At 43.7% G+C, this 24,568-nt stretch carries 21 protein-coding genes; 18 read left to right on the forward strand and 3 right to left on the reverse strand.

Features of this window, described 5'->3' with window-relative positions; translation table 11 throughout:
• Positions 1-60: 60 nt before the first annotated feature.
• The 8 genes from pcrA to ACCC71_RS05855 all read left to right on the forward strand — a co-directional run bounded on the left by pcrA (position 61) and on the right by ACCC71_RS05855 (position 13,347).
• Positions 61-2,289 (forward strand): DNA helicase PcrA, encoded by a 2,229-nt coding sequence (pcrA, locus tag ACCC71_RS05820; protein ID WP_434311477.1) that lies wholly within the window; start codon positions 61-63, stop codon positions 2,287-2,289.
• Between the two features lie 142 nt (positions 2,290-2,431).
• Positions 2,432-2,707, forward strand: a complete 276-nt coding sequence (locus ACCC71_RS05825; RefSeq protein ID WP_434311478.1) for a DUF4366 domain-containing protein — start codon at positions 2,432-2,434, stop codon at positions 2,705-2,707.
• Positions 2,708-2,862: 155 nt separating this feature from the next.
• Positions 2,863-4,218, forward strand: coding sequence for a 23S rRNA (uracil(1939)-C(5))-methyltransferase RlmD (gene rlmD, locus ACCC71_RS05830; RefSeq protein WP_434311479.1), 1,356 nt, complete (start codon positions 2,863-2,865; stop codon positions 4,216-4,218).
• 361 nt (positions 4,219-4,579) lie between these two features.
• A complete protein-coding gene (locus ACCC71_RS05835) occupies positions 4,580-9,136 on the forward strand; it encodes a hypothetical protein (RefSeq protein WP_434311480.1) in 4,557 nt (1,518 codons plus the stop codon).
• A 15-nt stretch (positions 9,137-9,151) separates the two neighbouring features.
• Complete coding sequence (locus ACCC71_RS05840) at positions 9,152-10,171, forward strand: virulence RhuM family protein (RefSeq protein WP_434311481.1); 1,020 nt, start codon at positions 9,152-9,154, stop codon at positions 10,169-10,171.
• 75 nt (positions 10,172-10,246) lie between these two features.
• Positions 10,247-10,819, forward strand: a complete 573-nt coding sequence (locus tag ACCC71_RS05845; RefSeq protein WP_434311482.1) for a hypothetical protein — start codon at positions 10,247-10,249, stop codon at positions 10,817-10,819.
• A gap of 19 nt (positions 10,820-10,838) precedes the next feature.
• Complete coding sequence (locus tag ACCC71_RS05850; RefSeq protein WP_434311483.1) at positions 10,839-12,236, forward strand: MBOAT family O-acyltransferase; 1,398 nt, start codon at positions 10,839-10,841, stop codon at positions 12,234-12,236.
• Positions 12,237-12,249: 13 nt separating this feature from the next.
• Positions 12,250-13,347 carry a DHHW family protein gene (locus ACCC71_RS05855; RefSeq protein WP_434311484.1) on the forward strand — a complete coding sequence of 366 codons (1,098 nt, stop codon included), beginning with the start codon at positions 12,250-12,252 and terminating at the stop codon, positions 13,345-13,347.
• Between the two features lie 198 nt (positions 13,348-13,545).
• On the opposite strand, the gene ACCC71_RS05860 is transcribed toward ACCC71_RS05855, so the two are convergent.
• Positions 13,546-13,869 (reverse strand): sporulation initiation factor Spo0A C-terminal domain-containing protein, encoded by a 324-nt coding sequence (locus ACCC71_RS05860; RefSeq protein WP_434311485.1) that lies wholly within the window; start codon positions 13,867-13,869, stop codon positions 13,546-13,548.
• Between the two features lie 276 nt (positions 13,870-14,145).
• Between ACCC71_RS05860 and ACCC71_RS05865 the strand changes: the two genes are divergently transcribed.
• Positions 14,146-15,126, forward strand: coding sequence for an alpha/beta hydrolase (locus tag ACCC71_RS05865; protein WP_434311486.1), 981 nt, complete (start codon positions 14,146-14,148; stop codon positions 15,124-15,126).
• Positions 15,127-15,461: 335 nt separating this feature from the next.
• On the opposite strand, the gene ACCC71_RS05870 is transcribed toward ACCC71_RS05865, so the two are convergent.
• Positions 15,462-16,025, reverse strand: coding sequence for a manganese efflux pump MntP (locus ACCC71_RS05870; RefSeq protein WP_434311487.1), 564 nt, complete (start codon positions 16,023-16,025; stop codon positions 15,462-15,464).
• Positions 16,026-16,229: 204 nt separating this feature from the next.
• On the opposite strand from ACCC71_RS05870, the gene ACCC71_RS05875 reads away from it, so the two are divergent.
• The 8 genes from ACCC71_RS05875 to cysK all read left to right on the forward strand — a co-directional run bounded on the left by ACCC71_RS05875 (position 16,230) and on the right by cysK (position 23,275).
• Complete coding sequence (locus ACCC71_RS05875; protein WP_434311488.1) at positions 16,230-16,505, forward strand: DUF1905 domain-containing protein; 276 nt, start codon at positions 16,230-16,232, stop codon at positions 16,503-16,505.
• Entirely contained in the window at positions 16,502-17,818 is a 1,317-nt protein-coding gene (locus ACCC71_RS05880; protein ID WP_434311489.1) for an FAD-dependent oxidoreductase, read from the forward strand. The genes ACCC71_RS05875 and ACCC71_RS05880 overlap by 4 nt, the downstream gene beginning before the upstream one ends.
• Before the next feature lie 108 nt (positions 17,819-17,926).
• The gene (locus ACCC71_RS05885; RefSeq protein ID WP_434311490.1) at positions 17,927-18,268 is read left to right on the forward strand and encodes a DUF1622 domain-containing protein; all 342 of its coding nucleotides are present in this window, start codon (positions 17,927-17,929) and stop codon (positions 18,266-18,268) included.
• 126 nt (positions 18,269-18,394) lie between these two features.
• Positions 18,395-19,006: an AAA family ATPase gene (locus ACCC71_RS05890; RefSeq protein ID WP_434311491.1), complete on the forward strand. Its 612-nt coding sequence runs from the start codon at positions 18,395-18,397 to the stop codon at positions 19,004-19,006.
• Between the two features lie 266 nt (positions 19,007-19,272).
• On the forward strand, positions 19,273-20,154 hold the full coding sequence (locus ACCC71_RS05895) for a M15 family metallopeptidase (protein ID WP_434311492.1): 882 nt from the start codon (positions 19,273-19,275) through the stop codon (positions 20,152-20,154).
• An 83-nt stretch (positions 20,155-20,237) separates the two neighbouring features.
• The gene (locus ACCC71_RS05900) at positions 20,238-21,608 is read left to right on the forward strand and encodes an aldehyde dehydrogenase (protein WP_434311493.1); all 1,371 of its coding nucleotides are present in this window, start codon (positions 20,238-20,240) and stop codon (positions 21,606-21,608) included.
• A 21-nt stretch (positions 21,609-21,629) separates the two neighbouring features.
• Positions 21,630-22,193, forward strand: a complete 564-nt coding sequence (locus ACCC71_RS05905; RefSeq protein WP_434311494.1) for a Maf family protein — start codon at positions 21,630-21,632, stop codon at positions 22,191-22,193.
• A 152-nt stretch (positions 22,194-22,345) separates the two neighbouring features.
• Positions 22,346-23,275 carry a cysteine synthase A gene (cysK, locus tag ACCC71_RS05910; RefSeq protein ID WP_434311495.1) on the forward strand — a complete coding sequence of 310 codons (930 nt, stop codon included), beginning with the start codon at positions 22,346-22,348 and terminating at the stop codon, positions 23,273-23,275.
• Between the two features lie 74 nt (positions 23,276-23,349).
• Here the strand turns inward: cysK and ACCC71_RS05915 are convergent, their stop codons facing one another.
• Positions 23,350-23,886, reverse strand: a complete 537-nt coding sequence (locus tag ACCC71_RS05915; RefSeq protein ID WP_434311496.1) for a DUF6512 family protein — start codon at positions 23,884-23,886, stop codon at positions 23,350-23,352.
• A gap of 175 nt (positions 23,887-24,061) precedes the next feature.
• Here ACCC71_RS05915 and ACCC71_RS05920 point away from each other — a divergent pair, with 175 nt between their 5' ends.
• Positions 24,062-24,568 (forward strand): deoxyuridine 5'-triphosphate nucleotidohydrolase, encoded by a 507-nt coding sequence (locus ACCC71_RS05920; RefSeq protein WP_434311497.1) that lies wholly within the window; start codon positions 24,062-24,064, stop codon positions 24,566-24,568.

Consider the following 24,568-nt stretch of genomic DNA (forward strand, 5'->3'; position numbering starts at 1 on the left):
ACGTTACCGGAGCTTATCTGGAAACGCTATCAAAAGATAATGATATGAGGGAGATCATTCATGAGCACGATGTATGACACGTTAAATGAGAAGCAAAGGGACGCGGTTTTTACGACCGAGGGACCTGTTCTCATCCTGGCGGGGGCGGGTTCTGGAAAGACCCGTGCGCTGACCCACCGGATTGCCTATCTGATTCACGAAAAGCAGGTGGCGCCATGGAACATTCTGGCAATTACTTTTACCAATAAAGCGGCTGCTGAGATGAGGGAGCGTGTGGATGATTTGGTGGGACATGGAGCCAGCCAGGTCTGGGTTTCCACGTTCCATTCGATGTGCGTGCGGATTTTGCGGCGTCATGGAGAATTATTGGGATATACCAATCAGTTTAGCATTTACGACAGCGATGACCAGAAAACCTTGATGAAGCAGGTTTTAAAAAAGCTGGACGTGGACCCGAAGATCTATAAAGAAAAAGCGATGTTAAGCCAGATTTCATCCGCGAAAAATGAAATGATTTCTTCCGATGCTTTTTATACCATGGCCGCGGGAGATTTCAGGAAGACCCGCGTAGCGGATATTTATGCGGAATATCAAAGTCAGCTGAAAAGCAATAATGCGATGGATTTCGATGATCTTTTGGTGAAGACGGTAGAGTTGTTCGAGATTCATGGTGAAATTCTTGCGGATTATCAGGAGCGGTTTCGTTATATTATGGTAGACGAGTACCAGGATACCAATACGGCCCAGTTTCGTCTGCTCTCGCTGCTTGCCAGAGCGCATAAAAACCTGTGCGTCGTGGGCGACGACGACCAGTCGATCTATAAGTTTCGGGGCGCTAATATTCAGAATATCTTAGATTTTGAAAAGACTTTTCCAGGCGCCAAAGTGGTCAAGCTAGAACAAAATTACCGGTCTACGAAAAATATTTTGGAAGTGGCGAACCAAGTGATCAAAAATAACCAGGGGCGAAAAGATAAGGCTCTCTGGACGGAGAACGAGGAGGGGGTAAAGGTTTCTCTTCGCCAGTATGAAACTGCTTACGAGGAAGCGGAGGGAATTGTTCGAGATATTTTAAAGAATAAAGAAAAATATTCCTTTGGAAGCTGTGCCATTCTTTACCGGACAAATGCGCAGTCCCGTTTGTTGGAAGAAAAATGTGTGGCTTATAGTTTGCCTTATCGTCTGGTTGGCGGCATCAATTTCTATCAGCGCAAGGAAATCAAGGACATCGTCTGCTACCTAAAAACCGTGGCAAATGGACAGGATGATCTGGCGGTACAGCGGGTCATCAATGTGCCTCGGCGGGGAATCGGCCAGACCAGTATCAATAAAGTGGCGGCTTATGCCGCGGACTATGGAATGAGCTTCTATGACGCTTTGACGGAGGCGGAGCGAGTTCCTTCTTTAGGAAAAGCCGCCGGCAAGATCGGGGAGTTTGTCCATCAGATTCAGACTTTGCGGAGTCAGGCGGATTTCCTTACGGTAAAGGACTTGTTGGAAAGTGTGCTGGATTCGACGGGGTATCGGGCAGAGCTCGAAGCGGAGAATACCATTGAGGCGCAGACTAGATTGGAAAACCTTCAGGAATTGGTCAATAAAGCGGCTGAATTTGGGGACGAGCCGGAAGATACCGGAGCCTTGGGACGTTTCCTGGAGGAGATTGCGCTGGTTGCGGATGTGGATAATTTGGACGAAGAAGAAGACAGGGTCATTTTGATGACGCTGCACAGTGCGAAGGGCCTGGAATTTCCTCGCGTGTATTTGAGCGGTATGGAAGACGGCCTCTTCCCCAGCAGCCTTTCCATCATGTCCGACGATCCAACGGATATCGAGGAGGAGCGGCGTCTTTGTTATGTTGGAATTACGAGAGCGAGGGAAGCGCTGACATTGACGGCGGCGAGACAGAGAATGACCAATGGGGAGACCAGAGTGAGCCGGGTGTCCCGGTTTGTCGACGAGATTCCAAAAAGCTTGTTGTCCGGAATGGAAGCGTCGGTGAAAAGAAGCGGCGTTGCGGTGTTGGAAAAAGGGCATGGCGGGGCTTATCGTCCCAAACCTACGGTTCTGACTTCCCAGACCACGGCGGCTTATTTGGGAAAACAGTTTTCGATGAAAAAGACCTCCCAGCTGGACTATGGAAAGGGCGATCGGGTGCGCCATGTGAAGTTTGGCGAGGGTACGGTTTTGGAGGTTGAAAATGGTAAGAGAGATTTTGAAGTGACGGTGCAGTTTGACCGGGTAGGAGTGAAAAAACTGTTTGCATCTTTTGCAAAATTGGCGAAAGTATAACATGTAGCGAGGAAAAGGAAAATTTTATAACATTTTTATAGTAAATTTCTCCAAAAGATGGTATACTACCACTATATAAAAGGACTTGGAAAACAAGAAGTCCTTTTGTAAATCTTGAACCAGGAAAGGGTGAATAAGTGAGATGAGTAAAGTTGAAGAGATGCTGGCCGCCAGTAAACTGAATAGCCTTTTGCATAAGCAGGAGGAAGAGCAGAAAACAAAGCATGTGATCTGCACGATTTTGACAATCGTTGGTATTGTGACAGCTGTTGCGGCGATTGCTTACGGCGTGTATCGTTTCTTTATCAAGGACGATTTCGATGACTTTGATGACGATATCTACTTTGATGATGACGATATGGATGAGTTCTTTGAAGACGAGGACGAGGAAGCCGAGGAAAAAGAGCCCGAAAAGTAAGAAATTGGTGATAGAGGATGGGGCTGCTGCAGGGATGCGGCAGCCCTTTTTATCTATATTTGAGATAAGGATACCTTCCATTGACAAGGGCATGCATGGTTAGGACAGAGTGAATTTTAAATTGAGGCGATCGAACTACGGAGGGGTTAAGTTTTATGAAAAAAGGTACGAGAGTAGAGGGTGTTGTGGAGAAATTAAATTTCCCCAATAAGGGAATTTTACATATAGATGACCGGAAAATGACGGTGAAACATGTATTGCCAGGCCAAAAGGTTGCTGTTATGGTGACGAAAGGCGGAGAAAAGAGACTGGAGGGGCGTCTTTTAGAAGTGCTGGAGAAGTCGCCTGCGGAGACGGCGGATCCTTGCCCGCATTTTGGGCAGTGCGGCGGCTGCAGCTATCAGACGCTTCCCTATGAGGAGCAGTTAAAAATAAAAGCGGAGCAGGTAACGGAATTGTTGAAACCTGTGCTGGGAGAGGACTTTCCTTTTCAGGGGATTTTGCCCAGTCCGCGCCCGGCAGAATACCGGAATAAAATGGAATTTTCTTTTGGAGACGCGGTGAAGGATGGTCCCATGACTTTGGGGCTTCATAAGCGGGGCAGTTTCTACGATATTGTAAATGTAGACGGCTGCCGAATCGTGGAGGAAGATTACCGAAAAATTCTGCGTGCCGTTCTAGAATATTTTACGAAAAAGCAGGTTCCCTTTTATAAGAAGATGCAAAAGACTGGCATTTTGCGCCATCTTGTGGTGCGCAAAGGTTGGAAAACCGGCGAATTGTTGCTTTTGCTGGTGACGGTTCCGGGATTTCATGTGGAGTCGGACTTTGTGGAGCAGCTTTTGGCCTTAAACTTGGATGGAACAATCGCTGGGATTTTACACGGGGAAAATGGCGGCGTCGCGGATGTGGTGAAATGTGAACAGACGCATGTGTTATATGGGAAAAATTATTTTTATGAAGAACTTTTGGGGCTCCGGTTCCGGATTACGCCTTTTTCCTTTTTCCAGACAAACTCGGCGGGAGCGGAAGTTTTATATCAGACGGTCCGAGAATTTGTCGGAGAAATCGAAGGGCAGACGGTGTTTGATCTTTACAGTGGGACAGGCACAATCGCGCAGATTCTGGCGCCAGTGGCGGAGAAGGTGATCGGGGTCGAGATTGTGGAGGAGGCTGTGGAGGCTGCCCGGAGGAATGCAGAGGAAAACGGCTTGAGCAACTGCATGTTTATCGCCGGAGACGTACTGAAGGTATTGGATACGATCGAGGAAAAGCCGGAGATGATTGTGTTGGATCCGCCGAGAGACGGCATTCACCCCAAGGCTTTGGAAAAGATTTTGCAGTATGGCGTGGAGCGGATCGTATATATCAGTTGTAAGCCCACATCCCTGGCGCGGGATTTGGTTGCTTGCCTGGCAGGAGGCTATCGGGTAGAGCGGGTAATGTGTGTGGATATGTTCCCTGGGACGGCGAATGTGGAGACGGTGTGTTTGCTTTCCAAACTTAAGTAAACTATCATATAGAAGTAGAACTCAAATTAGATGGTATGGATTTAACTTCTGCGGAGAAAAAAGCGACATATGCAGAAATTAAGGCATATGTATTGAAAAATGCAGGGTTAAGGGTCAGCAGTTTATATATCGCACAGGTAAAAGAAAAATGTGGAATTATCGAATGTGAGAATTACAATAAGCTGGAGAATGAAGCTGTGACATAATCGCAATGTCCATTGGATAAAGAAAAGGCTATTATGATGGCGCTGAAATATTTTGGAATGATATAAGGCTTTGATAAAATAACAGACTATTAAAATGAATTTAAATGCTAGGATATTCTTGAATATTTTTGAGGATTTGTGAGAGGGACGAAATCATGCCATTTGAAAAAGGTGGAAGAGCAGATAAACAAGGGAATAGATATGAAATAAATTGTATAATCTATGAGATGCTCAAGGTTTTAGATGAAACAAATTATGGTGTTATTGTTGAAGCGCTTGGTACAGATGAGATTGGTACAGATATATTAGTAATGACTTTTGATGGGCAGGAAGAACACCAGCAATGTAAAGCGCGAAATGGGAGTAAAGAGTATTGGGATATTTCTGATTTAAAGGCGAAAGATATATTTTCTACATGGAAAGTTCAATTGAATAGGGGTAATAGGCGAAGAGTATCATTAGTCAGTCCCATGACTTGTTCTTTTCTATTTGATTTACATAATAGGGCATGTAATACTAGTGGCAAAGCAGAAGATTTTTACTCTATACAAATAATGAAAAGCAGTAAGGAATTTCAAAAATTTTATAAAAGTTTTTGTGCTGCAATGGACTTGAATTGCGATAAAGATGTTGATGTTTTAAAAAGTGTTGACTATTTAAAGAGAATCTTTTATAAGCAGATATCAGAATATGAGTTGCAGGAACGCATAAATCAAAATATACAATATTTGTTTAGTAGTGAACAAAAAGTAGTTTACAATGCATTACTTTCGTTTGTTGTTGTAGGGGATATATTAGGAAAGCAAATTACACAATCTATATTATGTGATTATTTTATAAAACAGGGAATTACTCTTCGTTTGAAAGATGGTGATAAAAGAATTGCACCGAGAATCAATGAGATTAATCGAGAATATAGAGAGAATTTTAGAGCATTACAAGGGGGTCTAATTCATAGGGAAGAATTTGATGATTGTATAAAAGCTATTGAAAATGAAAAATCGGCTATTATTTCTGGAAGTGCTGGTTATGGAAAAAGTGGGTGTACAGAAGCAATTCTAAATTATTGCGATGAAAGGAAACTTCCGTATATTGCGATAAAACTGGATCGAAGAATACCTCATAAGAATTGTGAAATCTGGGGACAAGCGTTGGGACTTCCTGGGTCAATTGTTCATTCTATACATTGTATTTCAAGAAACGAAAATGCGGTAATTATTTTAGATCAATTAGATGCTTTAAGATGGACACAGGCCAATTCTAGTGAAGCACTTGCAGTTTGCATGGAACTAATCAGACAGGTAGAGTACTTGAATTGTGAAAGAAAGAAAAAAATAATTATAATATTTGTCTGTAGGACATACGATCTTGAAAATGATAATAATATAAATTCGTTGTTTAAGAAGAAGGAAACTGCTGAAGATGATTGGGAAATAGTAAAAGTAGGGGATTTTAACGAAGATGTTGTAAAAAGAATTGTAGGTAAACATTATGAGCAGTTGTCACTCAGACTAAAAAAATTATTAAGAATACCAAGTAATCTTTATATCTGGCAACATTTGGATAAAGAAGAAGTCTATGCGGATTGTTTAACGACTAGTCATCTGATAGACAAATGGTTTGAGCAAATATGCAGAAAAAGTGTAACCGTAGGATTGCAGCAAAAATCTGTTAATGAAGCCAAGACAAATATAGTTGAAATTTTGGATAGAGCAGGACGCTTATATGTTCCAAAACAAATCTTGCATGTCGAAGACGCGGGCCTAGATTATTTAGTTTCATCGGAAATTATTACGATTCAAAATAATAGGGTTGGTTTTGTACATCAATCAATTTTGGATTATTTTATATCTCAAAGAATGATGGAAAAATATTTTTCTGGACAAAGTATAGAAAATGTTATAGGAGAAAAAAGTAAGCAAACACCTGGAAGAAGATATCAGGTGCAGATGTTTTTACAAAATCTTTTGGAATATGATAGTAGTGATTTTATTCTAATTGGTAAAAGAATGTTAATTTCAGATGATATCAGATATTATGTCAAATATGTCTTTTATGAGATGTTGAGACAAATTCAAGAACCAGATGATAATATCATTCAATTTATTATAGATAATTGTGAAAACGAAATTTATGGAAAGTATATACTGAATAATGTTATTTTTTCGAGAAAGCAATATATAGCCGTATTGAGAAACCAAGGTGTTTTGGAACGATGGTATTCAGAACACGAGAAAAAAGTTTTGGTTTTTAATTTATTGCAGAGTATTACGCCTGATTTAGATAATGAAGATATTTTTTTTATTAAAAAACATGCTTTTAGTGATAAGAACGATGACGAACAGTTTATGGGATGCTTTCTTCAAGATATTATGCAGGAAAGTGCGGAGATGTTTGAACTTAGGATGATGTTTTATGAGCATTATCCTGAGTATGCAAAAGCAGTTTATATAGATGTAAAATCTATGATGAAACAATTTGAGACAAGAACAATCCGACTTATTTCTTTTTGGCTACAAAATAAAATAAAAAGTCAGGGCAGATACGTATACCGTTATGAAGAAGAATTAGTAGATTCAGATGATTCTTTTTTTATAGACAATGGGGAAGTTGTACTTAATGAATTTCTTCCATATATACCAAAAGAGAGCGGGAGGGAAGTAAAGTATAGTGATTGGTCAGAAAGGTATGCGCATAAAAGAAATATTGAAAGAGCCTGCGTGTGTTTAGTCAAAAAAGCGACTATAGTATTATGTAGTAAATCTCCGGAACGTTTTTGGGAATATTATGAACCATATATGGGGCAGGGATATCATGTATTTAATGAAATAATTTTAACAGGATTGGCGGCGCTATCTTCCCTATATAGCAATCGGATAATGCGTTATCTTAGCAATGATATGGATAAAAATGTTTTTGATTGTACCAGTGGAGCAGAGGATGAATTGGGACTTGCGAAAGAGGTTTTAAAAATTCATGGAAGCAATTGTAATAAAGAGACATTATTGGTAACAGAAGAAGCAATTTGTCGATATATTTCTCCAAATGCATCTGAATGGTATAAGCGAAGGATTGAGCAAAACAAACAGAAAGAATATCCTTCTGTGTACTGGAGTTTTTGGGGAGACTTACAGTATGAATTATTGCAGTGTTTGCCGGAAGAAAGAATTAGCACAAAAGCAAAAGAATTGTTGCGTGTGCTGGATAGGCGTTTTCATAAAGTTCCATCTCGCTATTGTAATAAAAATGGGCATTCGGGATGGGTAAGGTCACCTGTTTCAGATAAAAATATTAGTAAGGGGCAATGGCTTCAAATCATCACGAATAGCAAGTTGAAGAGCCGGAGTCAACATAGATGGGTTGAAGTAAAAGGTGGATTTATTGAGAGTTCTTATGAAGCATATGCGAGTGATTTTCAATCAGTAGTAAAGCAGCATCCACAGGAAATGATAAGGCTTGTTTTAGAGAACAAGGAACAGGTATTGCCTGTGTTTGTGGATTCTTTGTTTTTAGGAGTGGAAATATCGGAGAAATTGGGGGAGGTTGATTTTTCGGTTATAGAGAAATTATTGCTTGAATTTCCATGTGATATGAAAAATCATAGGGCTTCATATTTTTGTGGAATAGTTGAAAAAATAAGTGATGCTAATTGGTCTTCAGAAGTAATAGAACAATTAATGAATATTTCTTTAAAACATAGTAATCCAGAATTAAATAATCCCAATGTAACAAACTTGAAAGACAAAGAAATGAAGAGTTGTGATATGTTACATAGCAATGCATTAAATTGTGTCAGAGGAAACGCAGCAAGGGCGATAGGACATTTGCTCTGGGAAGACAAGGGATTGTTTTCACGATTTAAAGATGTTATTGAAAGATTAACAAAAGATGAAAATCCTGCGGTGCGTTTTGCATCTTTGTATGCTTTATGGCCATCTTTTAATATCAATAGAGAATGGGCAGAAGAAAAAATTATATATTTGTATGAGTCAGATGTTCGAATGGCAAGTTTTCATGATTCGAGCAATATGTTTTTTCTGCTATATCCTAAATACAGGGAAAGGATTATTAATATTATTGAGAAATGTTTTGAATCGGAAGATAAACAACTTGTAGAAATAGGAGGATATGCCGTCTGTGAATTTTATATACAACATAATGAATTTGAAACGATTGTGATGTCCGTTGAATCTAGAAGTGCAGAGCAAATAAAAGCTATATTGGATATGGCGGTAATCTATTTGGAGGTTAATGATTATCGGGAGGTAGCAAAAGATATCATTCTTACTTATAAGAGCATTGATATGGATGTAGAATTTCCATTATCTAAAATGTTTTATGAGAAATATGTTGATGTCAAGAATGATAGGGAGTTTTTAAGGGAGTTTATGAAAACTAGGGTGAGCAGGAGGACTGTAAGTGCATTTGTTCATTATCTGGAAGAGAATGCAGTTTCCATTGTTGATTATGCAGACATTGTTATACAGTTATGTGAAAATATTTTACAGATGGAAATAGAGACTTTGAGAAAGCAATGGGGCATAGAAGATAAGATTTCAAAATTGATTATATCTTTATATGATGAGACAGCGAATTCTAGTAAAACGGCAGATAAACAGATTGCTGATAAATGTCTGGACTTATGGGATATTATGTTTGAAAGGCAACTCGGATCAGTGAGAGAAGTCAGTAGGAAATTGATGGAACGGTAAAAGGGGGGCCGAAAAGTGGAAAATAAAAAAGGAAATTTAAATATTGTTGATAATGAAATTCTCATATACCAAACGGAAGATGGGCATACCAAGATTGATGTGAAGTTGGAAGGCGAAACGGTTTGGCTTACACAGGCGCAATTATGTGAACTCTACCAAACCAGTAAATCCAATATTAGTGAGCATATTAAACATATTTTTGAAGAAGGAGAGTTAGAAGAAAATGCAGTTGTTCGGAAATTCCGAACAACTGCGGCTGATGGAAAAAATTATAATACAATCCACTATAATCTTGATATGATTATTTCTCTTGGCTATCGCGTAAAATCCAAAATTGCAACTAATTTTCGGCGTTGGGCTACAGAACGGCTGAAAGAGTATATGATTAAGGGTTTTACTATGGATGATGAGCGCTTGAAAGGAAGCGGTGGTGGGAATTACTGGAAGGAATTACTCGACCGTATTCGGGATATCCGTTCATCTGAAAAGGTCATGTATCGACAGGTGCTGGATTTGTATGCAACAAGTGTTGATTACGATCCTAAAAGCAGTGAGTCTATTGCATTTTTTAAAATGGTACAAAATAAATTGCATTATGCAGCCCATGGACATACAGCAGCAGAAGTTATATATGAACGTGTTGATGCCAACCAGCCTTTTATGGGATTGAAGAGTTTTTCTGGGGATTTTCCCGCATTAAAAGATATAAGCATTGCAAAGAATTATCTTAATGATGAGGAGTTAAAAATCCTAAATAATATTGTATCTGGTTACTTTGACTTTGCAGAAATTCAGGCCATGCGCCATAATCCCATGTATATGTCAGATTATGTGGAGCATCTTGATAATGTTTTGAAAACTACAGGCGAAAAAGTATTGCAGGGAGCTGGTACAATTAGTCATGCACAGGCAATAGAGAAGGCTGCAAAAGAGTATAAGAAATATCAGGTTCAGAACTTGTCTCCGGTTGAGGAAGAGTATTTGGAAAGCATTAGAAAGATTCGTGGTGCAGCAGAGAAAAACGGTAATAATTGATACAATGCAGTGGATTTACACGAGGATCCACTGGACATAATAGATAAAAATAATTCATAAAAAGGAGATGACACGATGAAAAAAGCAGCAGCACTCGTTTTAGTAGGAGCCATGATTTTTACCCTATTCGGATGCGGAAGCAAGCAGGAGCAGACGGAGGAAAGTAAAGGCTCCCAATATGCGTCGGCTTTGGACGTGCTGAGCGCAGTGGTGGACGCTTACGCCGAAGAAGATTTGTTCGCTATGTATGGGGGAAATCAGGAAAATGCAGTTATGGATGCGCCGGGAAAATTTGATATCAGCAAAACCGAAGAACTGGATATCACCTTAGGCTTACCGGAAGATTTGGCGCCGGATATTGACGATGCCGCCTCCATGGTGCATATGATGAATGCCAATACTTTTACCGGGGCCGTCTATCATCTAAAGGCAGGTATCGATAAAAATGCTTTCACGGATGCAGTGAAATCCCATATTTTGGAACGGCAATGGATCTGCGGTCAGCCGGATACGCTGCTGATCCTGGATGTAGACGGGGAATATGTGGTGACTGCCTATGGGGAAGCAGAGATCATGAAAACGTTTCAGGCCAATGCCTTATCTGCCTTAAGCAGCGCAACAGTGATTGCAGAAGTACCGATTGGATAAATCAAAGGAAGATTAGGAGATGCTTTTTTCCAGTATTTCATTTTTGTATTACTTTCTGCCATTGACAATCATTTTGTATTTTTTATCCCCAAGGTATCTTAAAAATGTCATGCTGCTGTTGAGCAGTATCCTATTTTATGCCTGGGGAGAGCCCCGATACGTGTTTCTGATGGGTGGATCCATTTTGACTAGTTACGGCTTTGGAATAGGGATTGAAAAGTATAGAGGCAAGGGTTCCGGGAAGGTGTTTTGCGTTCTGGCGGTGATCCTTAGCCTCGCTGCATTGTTGTACTTTAAATATGCGGATTTTTTCCTGATCAATTGGAATCGGGCCACCGGACAAAATATTCCTCTTTTGCATGTGGCGCTTCCCATCGGGATCAGTTTCTACACTTTCCAGATCATCAGCTATATCATTGACGTATACAGAGGGGAAGCGGCCCAGAAAAATATCATTCATCTAGCGACTTATATCGCCATGTTTCCGCAGCTCATCGCAGGTCCCATTGTCCGATACTCTGATATCGCGGGGCAGCTAAAGGAACGGCGGCACGCATGGGGGATGGCTGCCGAGGGAATTCGGCGTTTTATTATTGGATTGGGAAAAAAAGTATTGTTGGCCAACCAATTGGGGGAACTGTGCAGCGTGTTCCGGGCGTCGGAGGAAAAATCCGTCTTGTTTTATTGGCTGTATGCCTTAGCCTTTGCTCTGCAGATCTATTTTGATTTTTCCGGATACAGCGATATGGCGATCGGACTGGGAAAAATATTTGGATTTCATTTTTCAGAGAACTTCCGTTATCCGTATATCTCCGCCAGCATTACAGAATTCTGGCGCCGCTGGCATATTTCCCTTGGCTCATGGTTCCGGGATTACGTGTATATCCCTTTGGGAGGAAATCGTGTGAATCGAAAGCGGCATCTATGGAATATCTTCCTTGTGTGGGCGCTGACGGGATTTTGGCATGGGGCGGCATGGAATTTTATTGCATGGGGGCTGTTTTTTGCCATATTGCTGGCCATGGAAAAATTTTGGCTTGGAAAATGGCTGGAAAAAAGCCGGATTCTATCCCACAGTTACGTTTTGTTTTTGGTGATGATCAGCTTTATGATTTTCAATGCCCAGAATATGGGACAAGCATTTTCCGACATCGGAGGGCTTTTTGGCGCTGGAGGAATTCCGCTCGCCTCCGGCGAGGCTTTATACTGCCTTCGGAGTTTTGGCGCGGTTTTCCTGATTTCCATCGTGGGCGCTACGCCAGTGATTCGGCAAATCATAGATAGGATTTCTAAGAGGCCGGCGGGCAGGAGAATGGTAAATGGGATGGAACCAATTGTCCTTGGCGTATTATTATTGATGATAACCGCCTATTTGGTGGACGGCTCTTTTAACCCTTTTTTATATTTTCGATTTTAAGGAGGAGCCATATATGAATACGCAGAAAAAAGATCAGGTGATCTGTATTTTTGCCGCGCTCGTTTTTTTGACCGGCTTCTTGTTATGTGTGTTCCTGCCTAAAGCCGAATATTCGGAGAGCGAGAGACGCAAGCTTGCGGCTATGCCGGAAATTTCACCTTCTAGGATCTGGGATGGACGTTTTATGACAGATTTTGAGTCCTATACGGTGGACACGTTTCCATTTCGGGAACAGATGCGGACGATCAAGGCATGGACGGCCACGAAAGTTTTTGGACGACAGGATAACAATGGAATCTATTGTTGGGACGGCTTTCTCTCTGCCATAGAGTACCCGCTCCATGAATCTTCTTTCAAACGGGCGGAGGAACGTTTTCGATATGTGTGCGGGAAATACCTGACGGAAAAGAACAGAGTTTTCCTTTCTGTTATTCCAGATAAGAATTGCTTTTTGGCGCAAAAGAGCGGGCATCTTTCGATGGATTATGCGGAAATCGAAAAATGGATGGCACAAAACGCGGATTTTGCGGAGTATATCACGATTTCAGACCTTTTAGATAGGGACGATTACTATAAAACAGATACCCACTGGCGTCAGGAAAAAATCGTAGATGTAGCGGAGCGGCTGGCGCAGGCAATGGATGCCGACGTTTTGACGGATTATGAGATTCGTACATTGGAGCAGGAATTCTATGGAGTATATTATGGACAGTCCGCCTTGCCTGCCGAATCGGATACTTTGCAGTACTTGACCAATGCGGCAATACAGGAATGTACGGCATATGACTGGCAAAATAGGAAGGATATGCCGGTATATGATCTTGAGCGCGCAGGAGGAAAAGATCCTTATGAACTGTTTTTGTCCGGCCCGCTGTCTCTTGTTACGATCGAGAATCCAACGGCGCAAACCGATAAAAAATTGGTGATGTTCCGAGATTCTTTTGGATCCAGTATTGCCCCTTTACTGATTGGCGGGTATTCCCAGATTACTTTGGTTGATATTCGGTATATCCAGCCGGATTATCTGGGGCAGTTTATTGATTTTGACGACTGCGACGTACTTTTTTTATACAGCACGCTTGTTTTGAATCATAGCGAGACTTTGAAGTAAACGTATTTCTCTGATGCAGCGCGAGTCCTTTTGGGCGGCGGAAAGGAAGATGGCATCAGAGCTGCCCCGCCGCAGGCGGAAAATTTCACCAAGCGGAATTCTTTTTTGTGAGGATGAAAATATAGGTCCGAAATCCACCAAAAAGGCGCCTGGATACAGCGTCTTTTTGGTGGATTTTAAGCTATTGGCTCACTGGAACTAATGGGAGAGATACCGGACCAGATAGTAGATCATCTCCCCTGGACTGGGTTTCTCCAATAACCTGCGTCCAACAAGCTGTTCCAGCGCGTTCCGGTTTCCATATTCCCAACAATCATCGACGGCGCGGGCTAAGCCTCTGGCCACGCTGTGCGTGGTGGCTCCAGTCCTTTCCGCAATTTTGGGATAGAGAGAAGTGGTCAGGCTGCGGATCGGATATCCATCTTCCAGAACAATTTCGATCGCAGCGGTTAGATAGCGATACCCAACGCGAGTAGGCCGCCCAGCGATCCAGTAAATAAGGGTTTCAATAGATTCTTTCATAGCAAAATCTCCTTTCTGACTTTGAATGTAGTTTACAGTACAGAGAAGACGGATAGGCTGTAAAGCGAAAAGATAGACAGAAAGAGACATTAAATAATATTATTATCTTCCATTGACAAGGGTATACACGGTTAGGACAGCATATGCCCTTGTCAATGGAAGGTATCGATAAATGCGAAAAGAATTCATAGGATTGGAGGCGACAGACTGGCTCTGGAACCGAAATACTTCCCACGCATAAAATAAAGGTATAGCGATCAAGAACGGGAGTCTTTTATGAAACGAGCAGTTCAGTTGGAGCCGGCAGCTGAGGCAGTCAGCAATGCGGCCATCGAATGCCCAAGAATTTATCAGCTTCCCCCAAGAGAAGGCAGGGAAGTTTTAGAAAAAACGCAGGATTCATCGGTTTATTTATACCCAGCTCAAACGGATTCTACCATAGTTATGACGAACCGATGGGGACGGGTTCCTGTGGCGATTGTCATACCGGAAAATATATGCAATCCGGCAGACGTGATTTTTTATATCCATGGAGCTGGTTGGGTCTTTGGAAGTTTTCATACCCATGAAAAGCTGGTTCGAGAATTAGCGGCGCGGACACGATGTATTGTCGTATTTCCGGAATATGCCAGAGCTCCGGAAGCCAGATATCCTATTGCTATCGAACAGTGTTATGCAGTTCTTTGCCGGCTGCCGGAACTAATTTCCCAGGCGGGATATACGATGAATATGGAAACCTTGACTGTTGCCGGGGACAGTGCAGGAGGAAATCTGGCGATTGCAATGACCTTGCTGGCGAAATTTAGAAATGGTCCCAAAATCCAGAAACAGCTTCTGTTTTATCCTGTAACCAACGCGTGCTTTGATACGGAATCTTATCATATGTTTGCTGAGGATTATTATCTTTACCGGGATGGAATGAAATGGTTTTGGGATCAATACGCTCCGTCTAGGAGAGATCGAAACCAGATTTTTGCATCTCCTTTGCAGGCAAATATCAATCAGCTTTGCGGGCTTCCAGAAGCATTGATCATCAATGGAGAGGCGGATGTACTTCGCGACGAAGGGGAAGCTTACGCCAGAAAATTGCGGGCTGCTGGGGTACCGGTGACGGCGGTTCGCTTTCAAGCGATCATTCATGACTTTGTTATGCTGAATTCTCTGGATGAAACAAACGCATGCCGCGCGGCTATGGATCTTGCGACGGAATGGATTTGCCGGAACAATTGGGAGAACCGAAACGAACACTCCTGCTAGGATTTCGGAATCGGAGGGGCTCTGGATGAAACGGTATCGGAATATTTTGTAGGGTTTCGGAGCGAGTACTTCTAGGATTCCGCAAATTTGTGAAAAGCACTCACAAAAATAAGGAACTCGCTGCGCTCAAACAGCCTTATTTTTGTTCCTAACACAAATTTTCGGAATCGAAGAAGTACGAACGCTCCTGCAAATACAAAATATTCCGATACCGTTTCATCCAGAGCCCCTTCGATTCCGAAATTCTGTTAGAAAAATTTTTATACCTGAAACAAGAAAACCGGAAACGTTTATGGAGATTGCGAGATAACGTTTCCGGTTTTCTTGTTTTATGATCAATGGAAGATCTCATAGATACCGAGGCAAATCATCAGCAGATCCGCCAGGGGTTCGGCAAAATGACCGATAAAGTCGGAAAGCTGGGAACGACCGATCCAGTTTCCTAAATAGAGAAACAGCATGCAAACGAGAGAGGAGCATAACACGGTGGAAAATACAGGAAGACCTGTAATACTGGCTCCGATTCCCAGCCCCGCATTATTAAGCGTCAAAGTAAATCCAAGAAAGATGGTTTTTCTTAGACTTAGTTCTTTTAGGGTCGATTCTCCCTTCTTTTTTCGAAACAACTTATCGATCATAAAATGAACGAAGCCAAAGGCGCCGATCCATATAATGATGATACAGCCGAGAATACTGGAAAGACTTTCCGGGAGAAAGCGCAGAACGCCTTTTCCGAAGACCATGGATAGTACCGTTCCAGTAAGCGAAATTGCTCCGACAATCAGATTGGAATACCAGCGGATCGGCGTTTTTTTAATTCCATAAGATAAACCAACCACCAGACTGTCGGCGTTGGACGATATCGCAAACAACAGGGCCGACATCCAATGCAGCTCCATAAAAAACACAATCCCTTCAAAATATTTGATGAAAAAGAACTCTACTCTCCAGTATATTTCTGGAAGGTTGATCTGGTTCCGTATTTATCCGCCTATTGTCCAAAGAAAAATTTCCAATTTTCAAAAACGATTTTTTAGGGATGTATACGGAATGTCGGGGCATGATAAAAGAGAACGACTTTTCTGATAAAGAGGTAACGGAACATGAACGAAAAATTTTATGAATTTGACGCGGTGATTCAGAAAGTTCCAGATATTGACGGGGCTTATGTGGAGGTCCCTTTTGATGTGAAGAAAGAATTTGGAAAAGGGCGAGTACTGATTCATGCGTCTTTTGATGGTGAAAAATACGATGGGAGCCTGGTGCGAATGGGAACGCCCGGCCATATTTTAGGAATCACAAAAGCAGTGCGCTCGGCAATTGGAAAACAGCCAGGCGATTTGGTTCACGTAACGTTAAGAGGGAGGGAAAAAGAATGAATTATCTGTGGGATGATATTCCGGAACATCGTTCCTATCCGACTTTAAAAGGGACGAGAAAGACAGATGTTCTTATTATTGGAGGCGGGATGGCGGGGATTCTTTGCGCTTACCGTTTAAAAGAGAAAGGTATCGATTGCTTGATCGCTGAAGGTGGGCAAATCGGACAGGGTATCACACGGGGGACCACGGCGGTGCTGAGCGCACAGCATGACAAGCTGTATTCCGATATAAAACGTCAATTTGGAGAAGCAAAAGCCAGACAGTATTTAGACAGCAATTTGCGCGCGGTGCGGCGTTTTCAAAAATTGGCCGAGAAATATCCCTGCGACTGGGAGGAAAAACCTTCCTATATGTATACCTTGGGAAAGACGGACAAGCTTCGTGAGGAAGCAAAAATCGTACAGAAGCTTGGATTTCCGGCGGAATTTGTTACAGATACCCCGCTTCCTTTTCCCGTTTCCGGTGCAGTTCGTTATCCAGGAATGGCACAGTTTCATCCGTTAAAGTTTTTGTACGCCATGGCAGAGCAGCTGCCTATTTTCGAGCATACGTTTATTCGTAAAATTCAGGGAACAACGGCTTTTGCCGATCAGGGGAGCATTGAAGCAAAAAAGATTATTGTTGCGACGCACTTTCCGATATTAAACCGGCGCGGCCTGTACTTCATGAAACTGTACCAAAAACGTTCCTTTGTCGTTGCCTTGGAAGGGGCGGAGGACGTGAAGGGCACCTATGTGGGGACAGCAGAAGGAAGTATTTATCTGAGAAATTACAAAGATTTGCTGCTGGTAGGAGGCGGGGATCACCGAACGGGGAAAAAGGGCGGCGGTTTCGACGCCGTGCACGAATTTATCCATACCCACTTTCCCCACGCGATAGAACGTTGTGCCTGGGCGGCTCAGGATTGTATGAGCCTCGACGAGATTCCTTATATCGGACAATATAGTCCGGCTACTCCCAACCTCTACGTGGCGACTGGGTTCAATGAATGGGGCATGACCTCGTCGATGGTGGCTTCGGAGGTTCTGGCAGACCTTATCTGCAAAGGGCAAAGTCCCTATGCGCCGGTATACGCGCCGAATCGCAGTATGCTGCGGACACAGTTGTTTGCCAATATGGGCGAGACCATTGTGGATTATCTTTTCCCTACATTTCGCCGGTGTACGCATCTTGGATGCGGGCTAAAATGGAATCCATACGAGCATACATGGGATTGTCCCTGCCATGGCTCCCGGTTTAGCGAGCAAGGCGGCGTGATGGAAAACCCAGCGATGAAAGATCGATTTCCTGGCAATTCAAATTTAAAATAAAAAATATTCTGTAACATGGAAAAGTCCGTCGAAATTTCCTTGACAAAGCATGGGCCAGCAGGCACAATAAAGGAGGACAAAAGAATAAATGCGCTCAGGGAGGGAGAGATGGAACTATTGGAGGAAACGTTGCAGACGATTGTTCAGTTCGCGATTCTGCTGTTTGAGTACATCGGCGTGCTGGTAATCATGGTGGCTGGAGTTCGGGGAATCATAAACTATATACGTCGGAATCCGGAGACCAGACTGATTTTAGCCAAAGGGCTAGCCATGGGGCTGGAATTTAAACTGGGCAGTGAGATCCTTCGTACGGTGGTGGTGCGGGAGCTGCAGGAGATTTTCATTGTAGCCAGTATCATTGCTCTGCGTGCAATACTGACTTTCTTGATTCATTGGGAAATTAAGAATGAGGAAAAGGAAAGTAGAATGGGACAATCTTTTTCAGAATAATTGGCAACTTTTTGTGAATTCGACAGTTTCTATTGAAAAGAATAGGATTCTGTGATAAAATAATAAAAACATCTTCCGTTGAGAAATAAGCGGGGAGGTGGAATTGTGCAAAAAGGAGGCAGAGATATGGCTCATACGGTTATTGCTTTAGGGCGGCAGTATGGAAGCAATGGAAGAAAGATTGCTCAGGAATTGGCGAAACGTTTGAACATTCCCTACTATGACAAGAATTTGATTTATCTGGCCTCGGAGAGTACAGATATTCCTCCGGATGTATTGGCTAAGGTAGACGAGAAAAAAGCCAGCGATTGGCGGCGGCCTGTGGATGATCCGTACCAAATGCAGCACCGGTTTCGTTTCTATCCAATGAATGATCTTTTATTTGAAACACAGGCTAAAATTATACGGGAACTGGCAGAGAAAGAGGATTGTATTGTGATTGGCAGATGCGCCGACTATATTTTAAAAGAACATCCAGGATGCTGCCGGGTCTTTATCTACGCTCCCTATGATGCGCGGGTCAAAAACGTAATAGAGCGTGAGTCCCTGCCGATGGAGAAAGTTGAAGAACTGATCCGGGAAGTAGATAAGCAGCGCCGTACCTATTACAATTACTATACCGATGCCAAATGGGGCGAAAAAGAGTATTATGATATCTGCCTTGACAGCAGCAAATGTACGATTGATCAGGCAGTAGATTTATTGGAAGTTGTTTTCCGCAATAGACAAAAAAAGTGATGGAAGAAAATGGGAAGGCTGGGCCTTGAGTAGTCTGGCCTTCCCATTTTTCCGGTTCTTGTGCGATGGAAATTCTATATTTCGAGAATATTTCGATTTCTTTTCTCTTTTCCTCTCTTTTTGTTCAAATCTGTGTTGCTACCAACCGGTATAATTGTGAACATAAGAAGAATATTTGATCTGGCGGCTGAGGCAAAGAAGCAGGATGCTATTGTAAATACAGTCGAAGCTGGCAGAAAGATATATGTTATAGGAAAGGAACAGATATGAAAAAGCAGGGAAAAAAGAGAACAGTTGGAATGATAGCGGGAATTTTGCTCCTATTGCTGATTGCCGCTGGCGCGGCCCTTCTTGTTTGGAAGCCGGATTGGCGTTTTTTGCTAAAAGAGCAAGTGGCTTCTTGGTTTCGAAACGCGGATTGGGAAGAGCGGGAATTTGGTGCTTCCGATCTGATTTGCGGGTCCTTTTCGGAAATCGAAGGGGCTGTGGATATGCAAAAAAATGACGCGCTGTATCTGGTGAACGTGAATCATCCGATTCCGTCTGGCCGGGAGTTTGATTTGGTATGTTACAAGGATACCGATGTGCAGATGAACGCCTGTATCACAAAGGCTTATTCCGATCTCAGTGAAAAGGTGATGGAAGTTACCGGAGAGAAATTGTATGTCCGGAGTTCTTACCGGGATCGGGAGGCTCAGGCAGTGGTTTTGCAGGAGAATCCGGATACGGCAACCAAGCCTGGCGCCAGCGAACATGAAACAGGGTTGGCCTTGGACGTCTATGTCAGCCAATATGGAGGATACGGTTTTTTAAAGTCAGAAGCAGGCCAATATGTAAACCGTTATTGCTATGAACAGGGCTTTGTGATTCGATACCCTTGGGGAAAATCCGGTTCCACCGGAGTGGTTCACGAACCATGGCATATCCGGTATGTAGGCCTCCCCCATGCGGAACTGATGTATATGCGAAACCAAACATTGGAAGAATACCTGGATAGTCTGGAAATCGGAACGTTTTATCAAGTCGGAGATCAGCTGATTACGCGGCAACGCGCAGACGGCGAAATTCGCCTTCCGAAAGAGGGAAAATCCTGGAGCGTATCGGAGGATGGATTGGGCAATCTGATCTTTACCGGAAGCTATCGTTGACAAATTCTGTATGGATGGCATAAAATAAGGAAACAATAGGAAGAAATTGGAACTTACCAGGCAAGGAAAATGGGAGGCGGATTATGGAGGGGATTCAGGAAATTCTGAATCAGCAGAGGCGTTTTTTTCAGGAAGGGAAGACGCTTCCGTTCAAAGCGCGCAGGGAGGCGCTGACGCGTCTGGAAGCGGCGGTGCGGCGGCATCAAAATGAGATTTGCGATGCCTTAAAGCAAGATCTGCACAAATCGGATATAGAAGCGTTTATGACGGAAATCGGTTTGGTTTTGGGAGAAATCCGGAAACTTCGGACCCATCTGGAACGATACGGGAAAACGTGCGTGGCGCCAGGTTCACTGCCTCAGTTTCCTTCCTATGCTATGCGAAAGAAGGAACCTTATGGCGTGGTTCTCATCATGGCTCCTTGGAATTATCCATTTTTGCTCTGCCTTCAGCCTTTCGCCGGGGCTTTGGCGGCAGGAAATTGCGCGGTGATCAAGCCTTCCGCCTATGCGCCGGCAACTGCCATGATTGTGGAACAAATCGTAAGAGAAGCTTTGCCGGAAGGTCTGGCGGCAGTAATCCGAGGCGGAAGGAAAGCTAATCAGGAATTGTTGGAACAGCGATTTGATTATATTTTCTTTACCGGAGGCGTGACGGTGGGAAAGCTGGTGATGGAAAAGGCGGCTGCCCATCTGACGCCGGTGACATTGGAGCTGGGAGGAAAAAGCCCTTGTATTGTGGAGAAAAGCGCCCGGCTGAATCTGGCGGCAAAGCGGATTGTATTTGGTAAATATCTCAACGCGGGGCAGACTTGCGTGGCTCCGGATTACATTTTGGTGGACGACTCGGTAAAAGAAGAGTTTTGTTTCTATTTAAAGAGATGGATTCAACGGCTTTACGGAGAGGACCCGTTGGAGAATCCGGATTATCCTCGAATGATTAACAGGCGGCATTTCTGCCGGGTCCGGCGGCTGCTTCTTGGGGAGAAGGTATGGATCGGCGGAAGGAGCCGGATGGAGACTTTACAGATTGAACCGACTGTGGTTTTGACAGACGAGGCTTCGCCTTTGATGCAGGAAGAAATTTTTGGCCCGGTTTTGCCAGTGCTGTCTTATCGAAATTTGAAGGAAGCGGAACAGCTGATCAGAGAGCGTGAAAAGCCGCTGGCCTTGTATCTGTTTACGGAAAATCGGAAAGTGACTAGACGAGTTTTAAACCATATTTCTTTTGGGGGAGGATGCGTCAATGATACGGTGCTTCATTTGACCTCCGGATATTTGCCTTTCGGAGGAGTAGGAGGCAGCGGAATGGGCCGGTATCATGGAAAGTATAGTTTTGATACCTTCAGCCACGAAAAAGGCGTTGTGTTTGCTTCTTCACGGCTCGATCTGCCGCTGCGGTATCCACCGTATACAAAGAGCAAAAGAAAGCTGATTCGTAGTTTTTTAGGATAAGAGGGGGATAGAAGGGGAAACATGTTGATTTTAGCATCGGGTTCACCGCGAAGAAAAGAGTTATTGGCAATGGTAGGGAGAACGTACCAATGTATTCCGTCAGATGCGGATGAGACAGTTCCGGAGGGGATGGAGCCGCAGGATATTCCGGAATTTTTGGCAGTGAAGAAGGCTGCCGCTGTTTTGGAAAAATATCCGGAAGATATGGTTTTAGGGGCCGACACCATTGTGGAATTGGACGGCCAGGTGTTGGGAAAGCCGGAAAATGAGGCGGATGCCGCGCGAATGCTGCGGATGCTGTCCGGGAATACCCATATGGTATATACCGGCGTGGCGCTCCTTTCCAAAGCGGAGGAGACGCATTTTACCACTGTGACAAAAGTAGAATTTTATCCGCTCTCAGAAGATGAGATTCAAGCGTATATAGCGACTGGGGAGCCGATGGATAAAGCGGGAGCTTATGGGATTCAGGGAAAAGGCGCTTTGCTGGTGAAGCGAATCCACGGCGACTACTATACGGTGATGGGCCTGCCGGTCGGTGAAGTGGAGCGGCACCTAAGGCGCTTGGAGGAGCAGATACAATAGAAGAAATAGGGATGATAAAAATGCGGGTATGGAAAATCCGTCTTCTTTGTTTATAAAGGCAGTAAGAAAAGTTCTGGAATCGGTGAAAAAACAATAGCAAAATGGGAAGTTTTGTGATATATTGAACCGAGGACTATTTTAGGAGGAGAAGGATGATCTACCATAACGTACTGGAAGCGATCGGGGAAACCCCGTTAATTGAGCTCCAGCGGATGAATCGCCCGGAAGCAGCGCGGGTTTTGGTGAAATATGAGGGGTTGAATGTAGGCGGCTCGATTAAGACCAGAACCGCTTTGAATATGATTGAAGCAGGCGAGAAATCAGGACGGATTCAGAAGGACACCATTATTGTGGAGCCGACCAGCGGAAATCAGGGAATTGGCCTGGCGCTGATTGGAGCGGTTCGGGGATACCGGACAATTATTATTATGCCGGATTCCGTCAGCGAGGAACGGCGTCTCCTAGTGCAGCATTATGGGGCGGAAGTAAAGCTGATCCATGATGCAGGAGATATTGGCGCATGTATCGAAGAGTGTTTGCAGACTGCGATGCAGATGGCAAAAGAAGATTCCCGCGTGTTTGTTCCCCAGCAATTTTCCAACCCGGCGAATCCGGAGGTGCATCGGAAGCACACGGCAAAGGAAATTTTAGAAGCTGTGGATGGGCCGATCGATGGATTTTGTTCTGGGATTGGAACGGGCGGTACCATTACGGGAATTGGACAGATGCTAAAAGAAGCGAATCCGGAGATGGAGATTTGGGCGGTAGAGCCTGAAAACGCGGCGATCTTAGCCGGTGGAAACATAGGAACCCATCTTCAAATGGGGATTGGCGACGGATTGATCCCGGACAATTTGGATCGAACGATCTACAGTCATATCTATGTGGTATCCGATGAGGAAGCGATTCAGACCGCGAAGGATTTGGCCAGCAAGGAAGGCCTGATGTGCGGTATTTCCAGCGGAACCAATGTGGCGGCAGCGTTGAAATTGGCGGAAAAGCTGGGAAAAGGAAAGACGGTGGTAACCGTACTTCCGGATACGGCGGAGCGGTATTTTAGCACGCCTTTGTTCGAGGAATAAAAAACAGGCGGCATGGTCGAATTTGGCTATGCCGCCTACTTTTATGAAAACGTGTTATGGATAAAAGAACTGCTTCAGACAGATTTTTTTATGCCGTATGCCCCGGAAACACTATCGTAAAATAGACCAAGCTTCGGGGGATAGAATGTAAAAAGGAAAAAGACGGCCAACAGAAGAAGGAAAAGCGGACCGGCCAGTGTGGGAAAGGGGCCTTTTAGAAAAAGACCTTTCCGGAAGCTGTAAAGACTGAACATGTAGGCAACGATAACTCCGGCGAAAAAGGTTCCAATATCAAGGGGAAGATAATTGGTTCCGAGAATACTGCTGTAGGAATAGAATAGGCCGGCGATGGTCAAAATTCCTAACAACAGGGCGATTAGTTTTACAGCGAAAAAATTCGGAAGATATTTTCCATAGGCGATATATTCTATGACGGCAAATAGGAAAAAGGGCATAGCGAGAAGTTTTTGATGCTCCCAGACGCTTTCATTGACAGGGCTGAATAAGGCGACAAAAGGCTGATGGCCGGACCAGGAATAGGTGAAATGAAGGAGAGGGCCGAGAATCAAAGTAAGAAAAAGACCAAGGATATGCCATGTTTTTAGACTCATAATAACCTCCGAAGTTTCGCACTCCTTTTAGTATATGCAAAAAAGGCGTTTGGGTTCTTGATTTGGAGCTTTTTGTTGCAGAATCTTTCGGCTTCCGATATAATAATAATGCTCTTTGTCCTCATTTATGGGGGGAGCAGGCATGGAAGAACAAGAGGATAAAAGGAGAAAATCAATGAAGCAGATTGCGAAATTTCATAAGGTGAGCCGGGAGCGTTTCCTGGCGGATTGGAACGATACATTTGGAGAGGATGGCACGGCGGTTTATGAGGATATCCGTCTGCCCCAGCGGGCTACGAGAGGATCTGCGGGCTATGATTTTTATACGCCTTGTCCGATTCAGCTGGCGCCGGGGGAGACGATCAAGGTTCCCACAGGCATTCGGGCGGAGATGGAGGAAGGCTGGGTATTGATGATCTATCCCCGCAGCGGTCTGGGCTTTAAGTATCGTCTTCAGATGGACAATACGGTAGGCGTGATTGACAGCGACTATTTTTATTCGGACAACGAGGGCCATATTTTTATCAAAGTGACCAATGATTCCCGTTCCGGCAAACAGATCGAACTGCCGGCGGGCGTTGGGTTTGCCCAAGGTATTTTTATGGAGTATGGTATTACTGTGGACGATGCGGCGGAAGGAATCCGAAATGGAGGTCTGGGCAGCACGACGCAGAAGGTTTGA

Source organism: Hominifimenecus sp. rT4P-3 (genome assembly GCF_051055405.1).
In the GTDB taxonomy this organism is placed as follows: domain Bacteria; phylum Bacillota; class Clostridia; order Lachnospirales; family Lachnospiraceae; genus Pseudolachnospira.

What these genes read in the sequence shown, in the direction of transcription:
- ACCC71_RS05870 (WP_434311487.1), bottom strand. Translation starts at nt 16,025, where the DNA reads ATGGAGCTGCATTGGATGTCGGCCCTGTTGTTTGCGATATCGTCCAAC.
- ACCC71_RS05900 (WP_434311493.1), top strand. Translation starts at nt 20,238, where the DNA reads ATGGAGGGGATTCAGGAAATTCTGAATCAGCAGAGGCGTTTTTTTCAG.
- ACCC71_RS05890 (WP_434311491.1), top strand. Translation starts at nt 18,395, where the DNA reads ATGGCTCATACGGTTATTGCTTTAGGGCGGCAGTATGGAAGCAATGGA.
- ACCC71_RS05855 (WP_434311484.1), top strand. Translation starts at nt 12,250, where the DNA reads ATGAATACGCAGAAAAAAGATCAGGTGATCTGTATTTTTGCCGCGCTC.
- ACCC71_RS05875 (WP_434311488.1), top strand. Translation starts at nt 16,230, where the DNA reads ATGAACGAAAAATTTTATGAATTTGACGCGGTGATTCAGAAAGTTCCA.
- ACCC71_RS05905 (WP_434311494.1), top strand. Translation starts at nt 21,630, where the DNA reads ATGTTGATTTTAGCATCGGGTTCACCGCGAAGAAAAGAGTTATTGGCA.
- ACCC71_RS05850 (WP_434311483.1), top strand. Translation starts at nt 10,839, where the DNA reads ATGCTTTTTTCCAGTATTTCATTTTTGTATTACTTTCTGCCATTGACA.
- cysK (WP_434311495.1), top strand. Translation starts at nt 22,346, where the DNA reads ATGATCTACCATAACGTACTGGAAGCGATCGGGGAAACCCCGTTAATT.
- ACCC71_RS05825 (WP_434311478.1), top strand. Translation starts at nt 2,432, where the DNA reads ATGAGTAAAGTTGAAGAGATGCTGGCCGCCAGTAAACTGAATAGCCTT.
- ACCC71_RS05880 (WP_434311489.1), top strand. Translation starts at nt 16,502, where the DNA reads ATGAATTATCTGTGGGATGATATTCCGGAACATCGTTCCTATCCGACT.
- ACCC71_RS05885 (WP_434311490.1), top strand. Translation starts at nt 17,927, where the DNA reads ATGGAACTATTGGAGGAAACGTTGCAGACGATTGTTCAGTTCGCGATT.
- ACCC71_RS05845 (WP_434311482.1), top strand. Translation starts at nt 10,247, where the DNA reads ATGAAAAAAGCAGCAGCACTCGTTTTAGTAGGAGCCATGATTTTTACC.
- ACCC71_RS05865 (WP_434311486.1), top strand. Translation starts at nt 14,146, where the DNA reads ATGAAACGAGCAGTTCAGTTGGAGCCGGCAGCTGAGGCAGTCAGCAAT.
- ACCC71_RS05860 (WP_434311485.1), bottom strand. Translation starts at nt 13,869, where the DNA reads ATGAAAGAATCTATTGAAACCCTTATTTACTGGATCGCTGGGCGGCCT.
- pcrA (WP_434311477.1), top strand. Translation starts at nt 61, where the DNA reads ATGAGCACGATGTATGACACGTTAAATGAGAAGCAAAGGGACGCGGTT.
- ACCC71_RS05835 (WP_434311480.1), top strand. Translation starts at nt 4,580, where the DNA reads ATGCCATTTGAAAAAGGTGGAAGAGCAGATAAACAAGGGAATAGATAT.
- ACCC71_RS05920 (WP_434311497.1), top strand. Translation starts at nt 24,062, where the DNA reads ATGAAGCAGATTGCGAAATTTCATAAGGTGAGCCGGGAGCGTTTCCTG.
- ACCC71_RS05895 (WP_434311492.1), top strand. Translation starts at nt 19,273, where the DNA reads ATGAAAAAGCAGGGAAAAAAGAGAACAGTTGGAATGATAGCGGGAATT.
- rlmD (WP_434311479.1), top strand. Translation starts at nt 2,863, where the DNA reads ATGAAAAAAGGTACGAGAGTAGAGGGTGTTGTGGAGAAATTAAATTTC.
- ACCC71_RS05915 (WP_434311496.1), bottom strand. Translation starts at nt 23,886, where the DNA reads ATGAGTCTAAAAACATGGCATATCCTTGGTCTTTTTCTTACTTTGATT.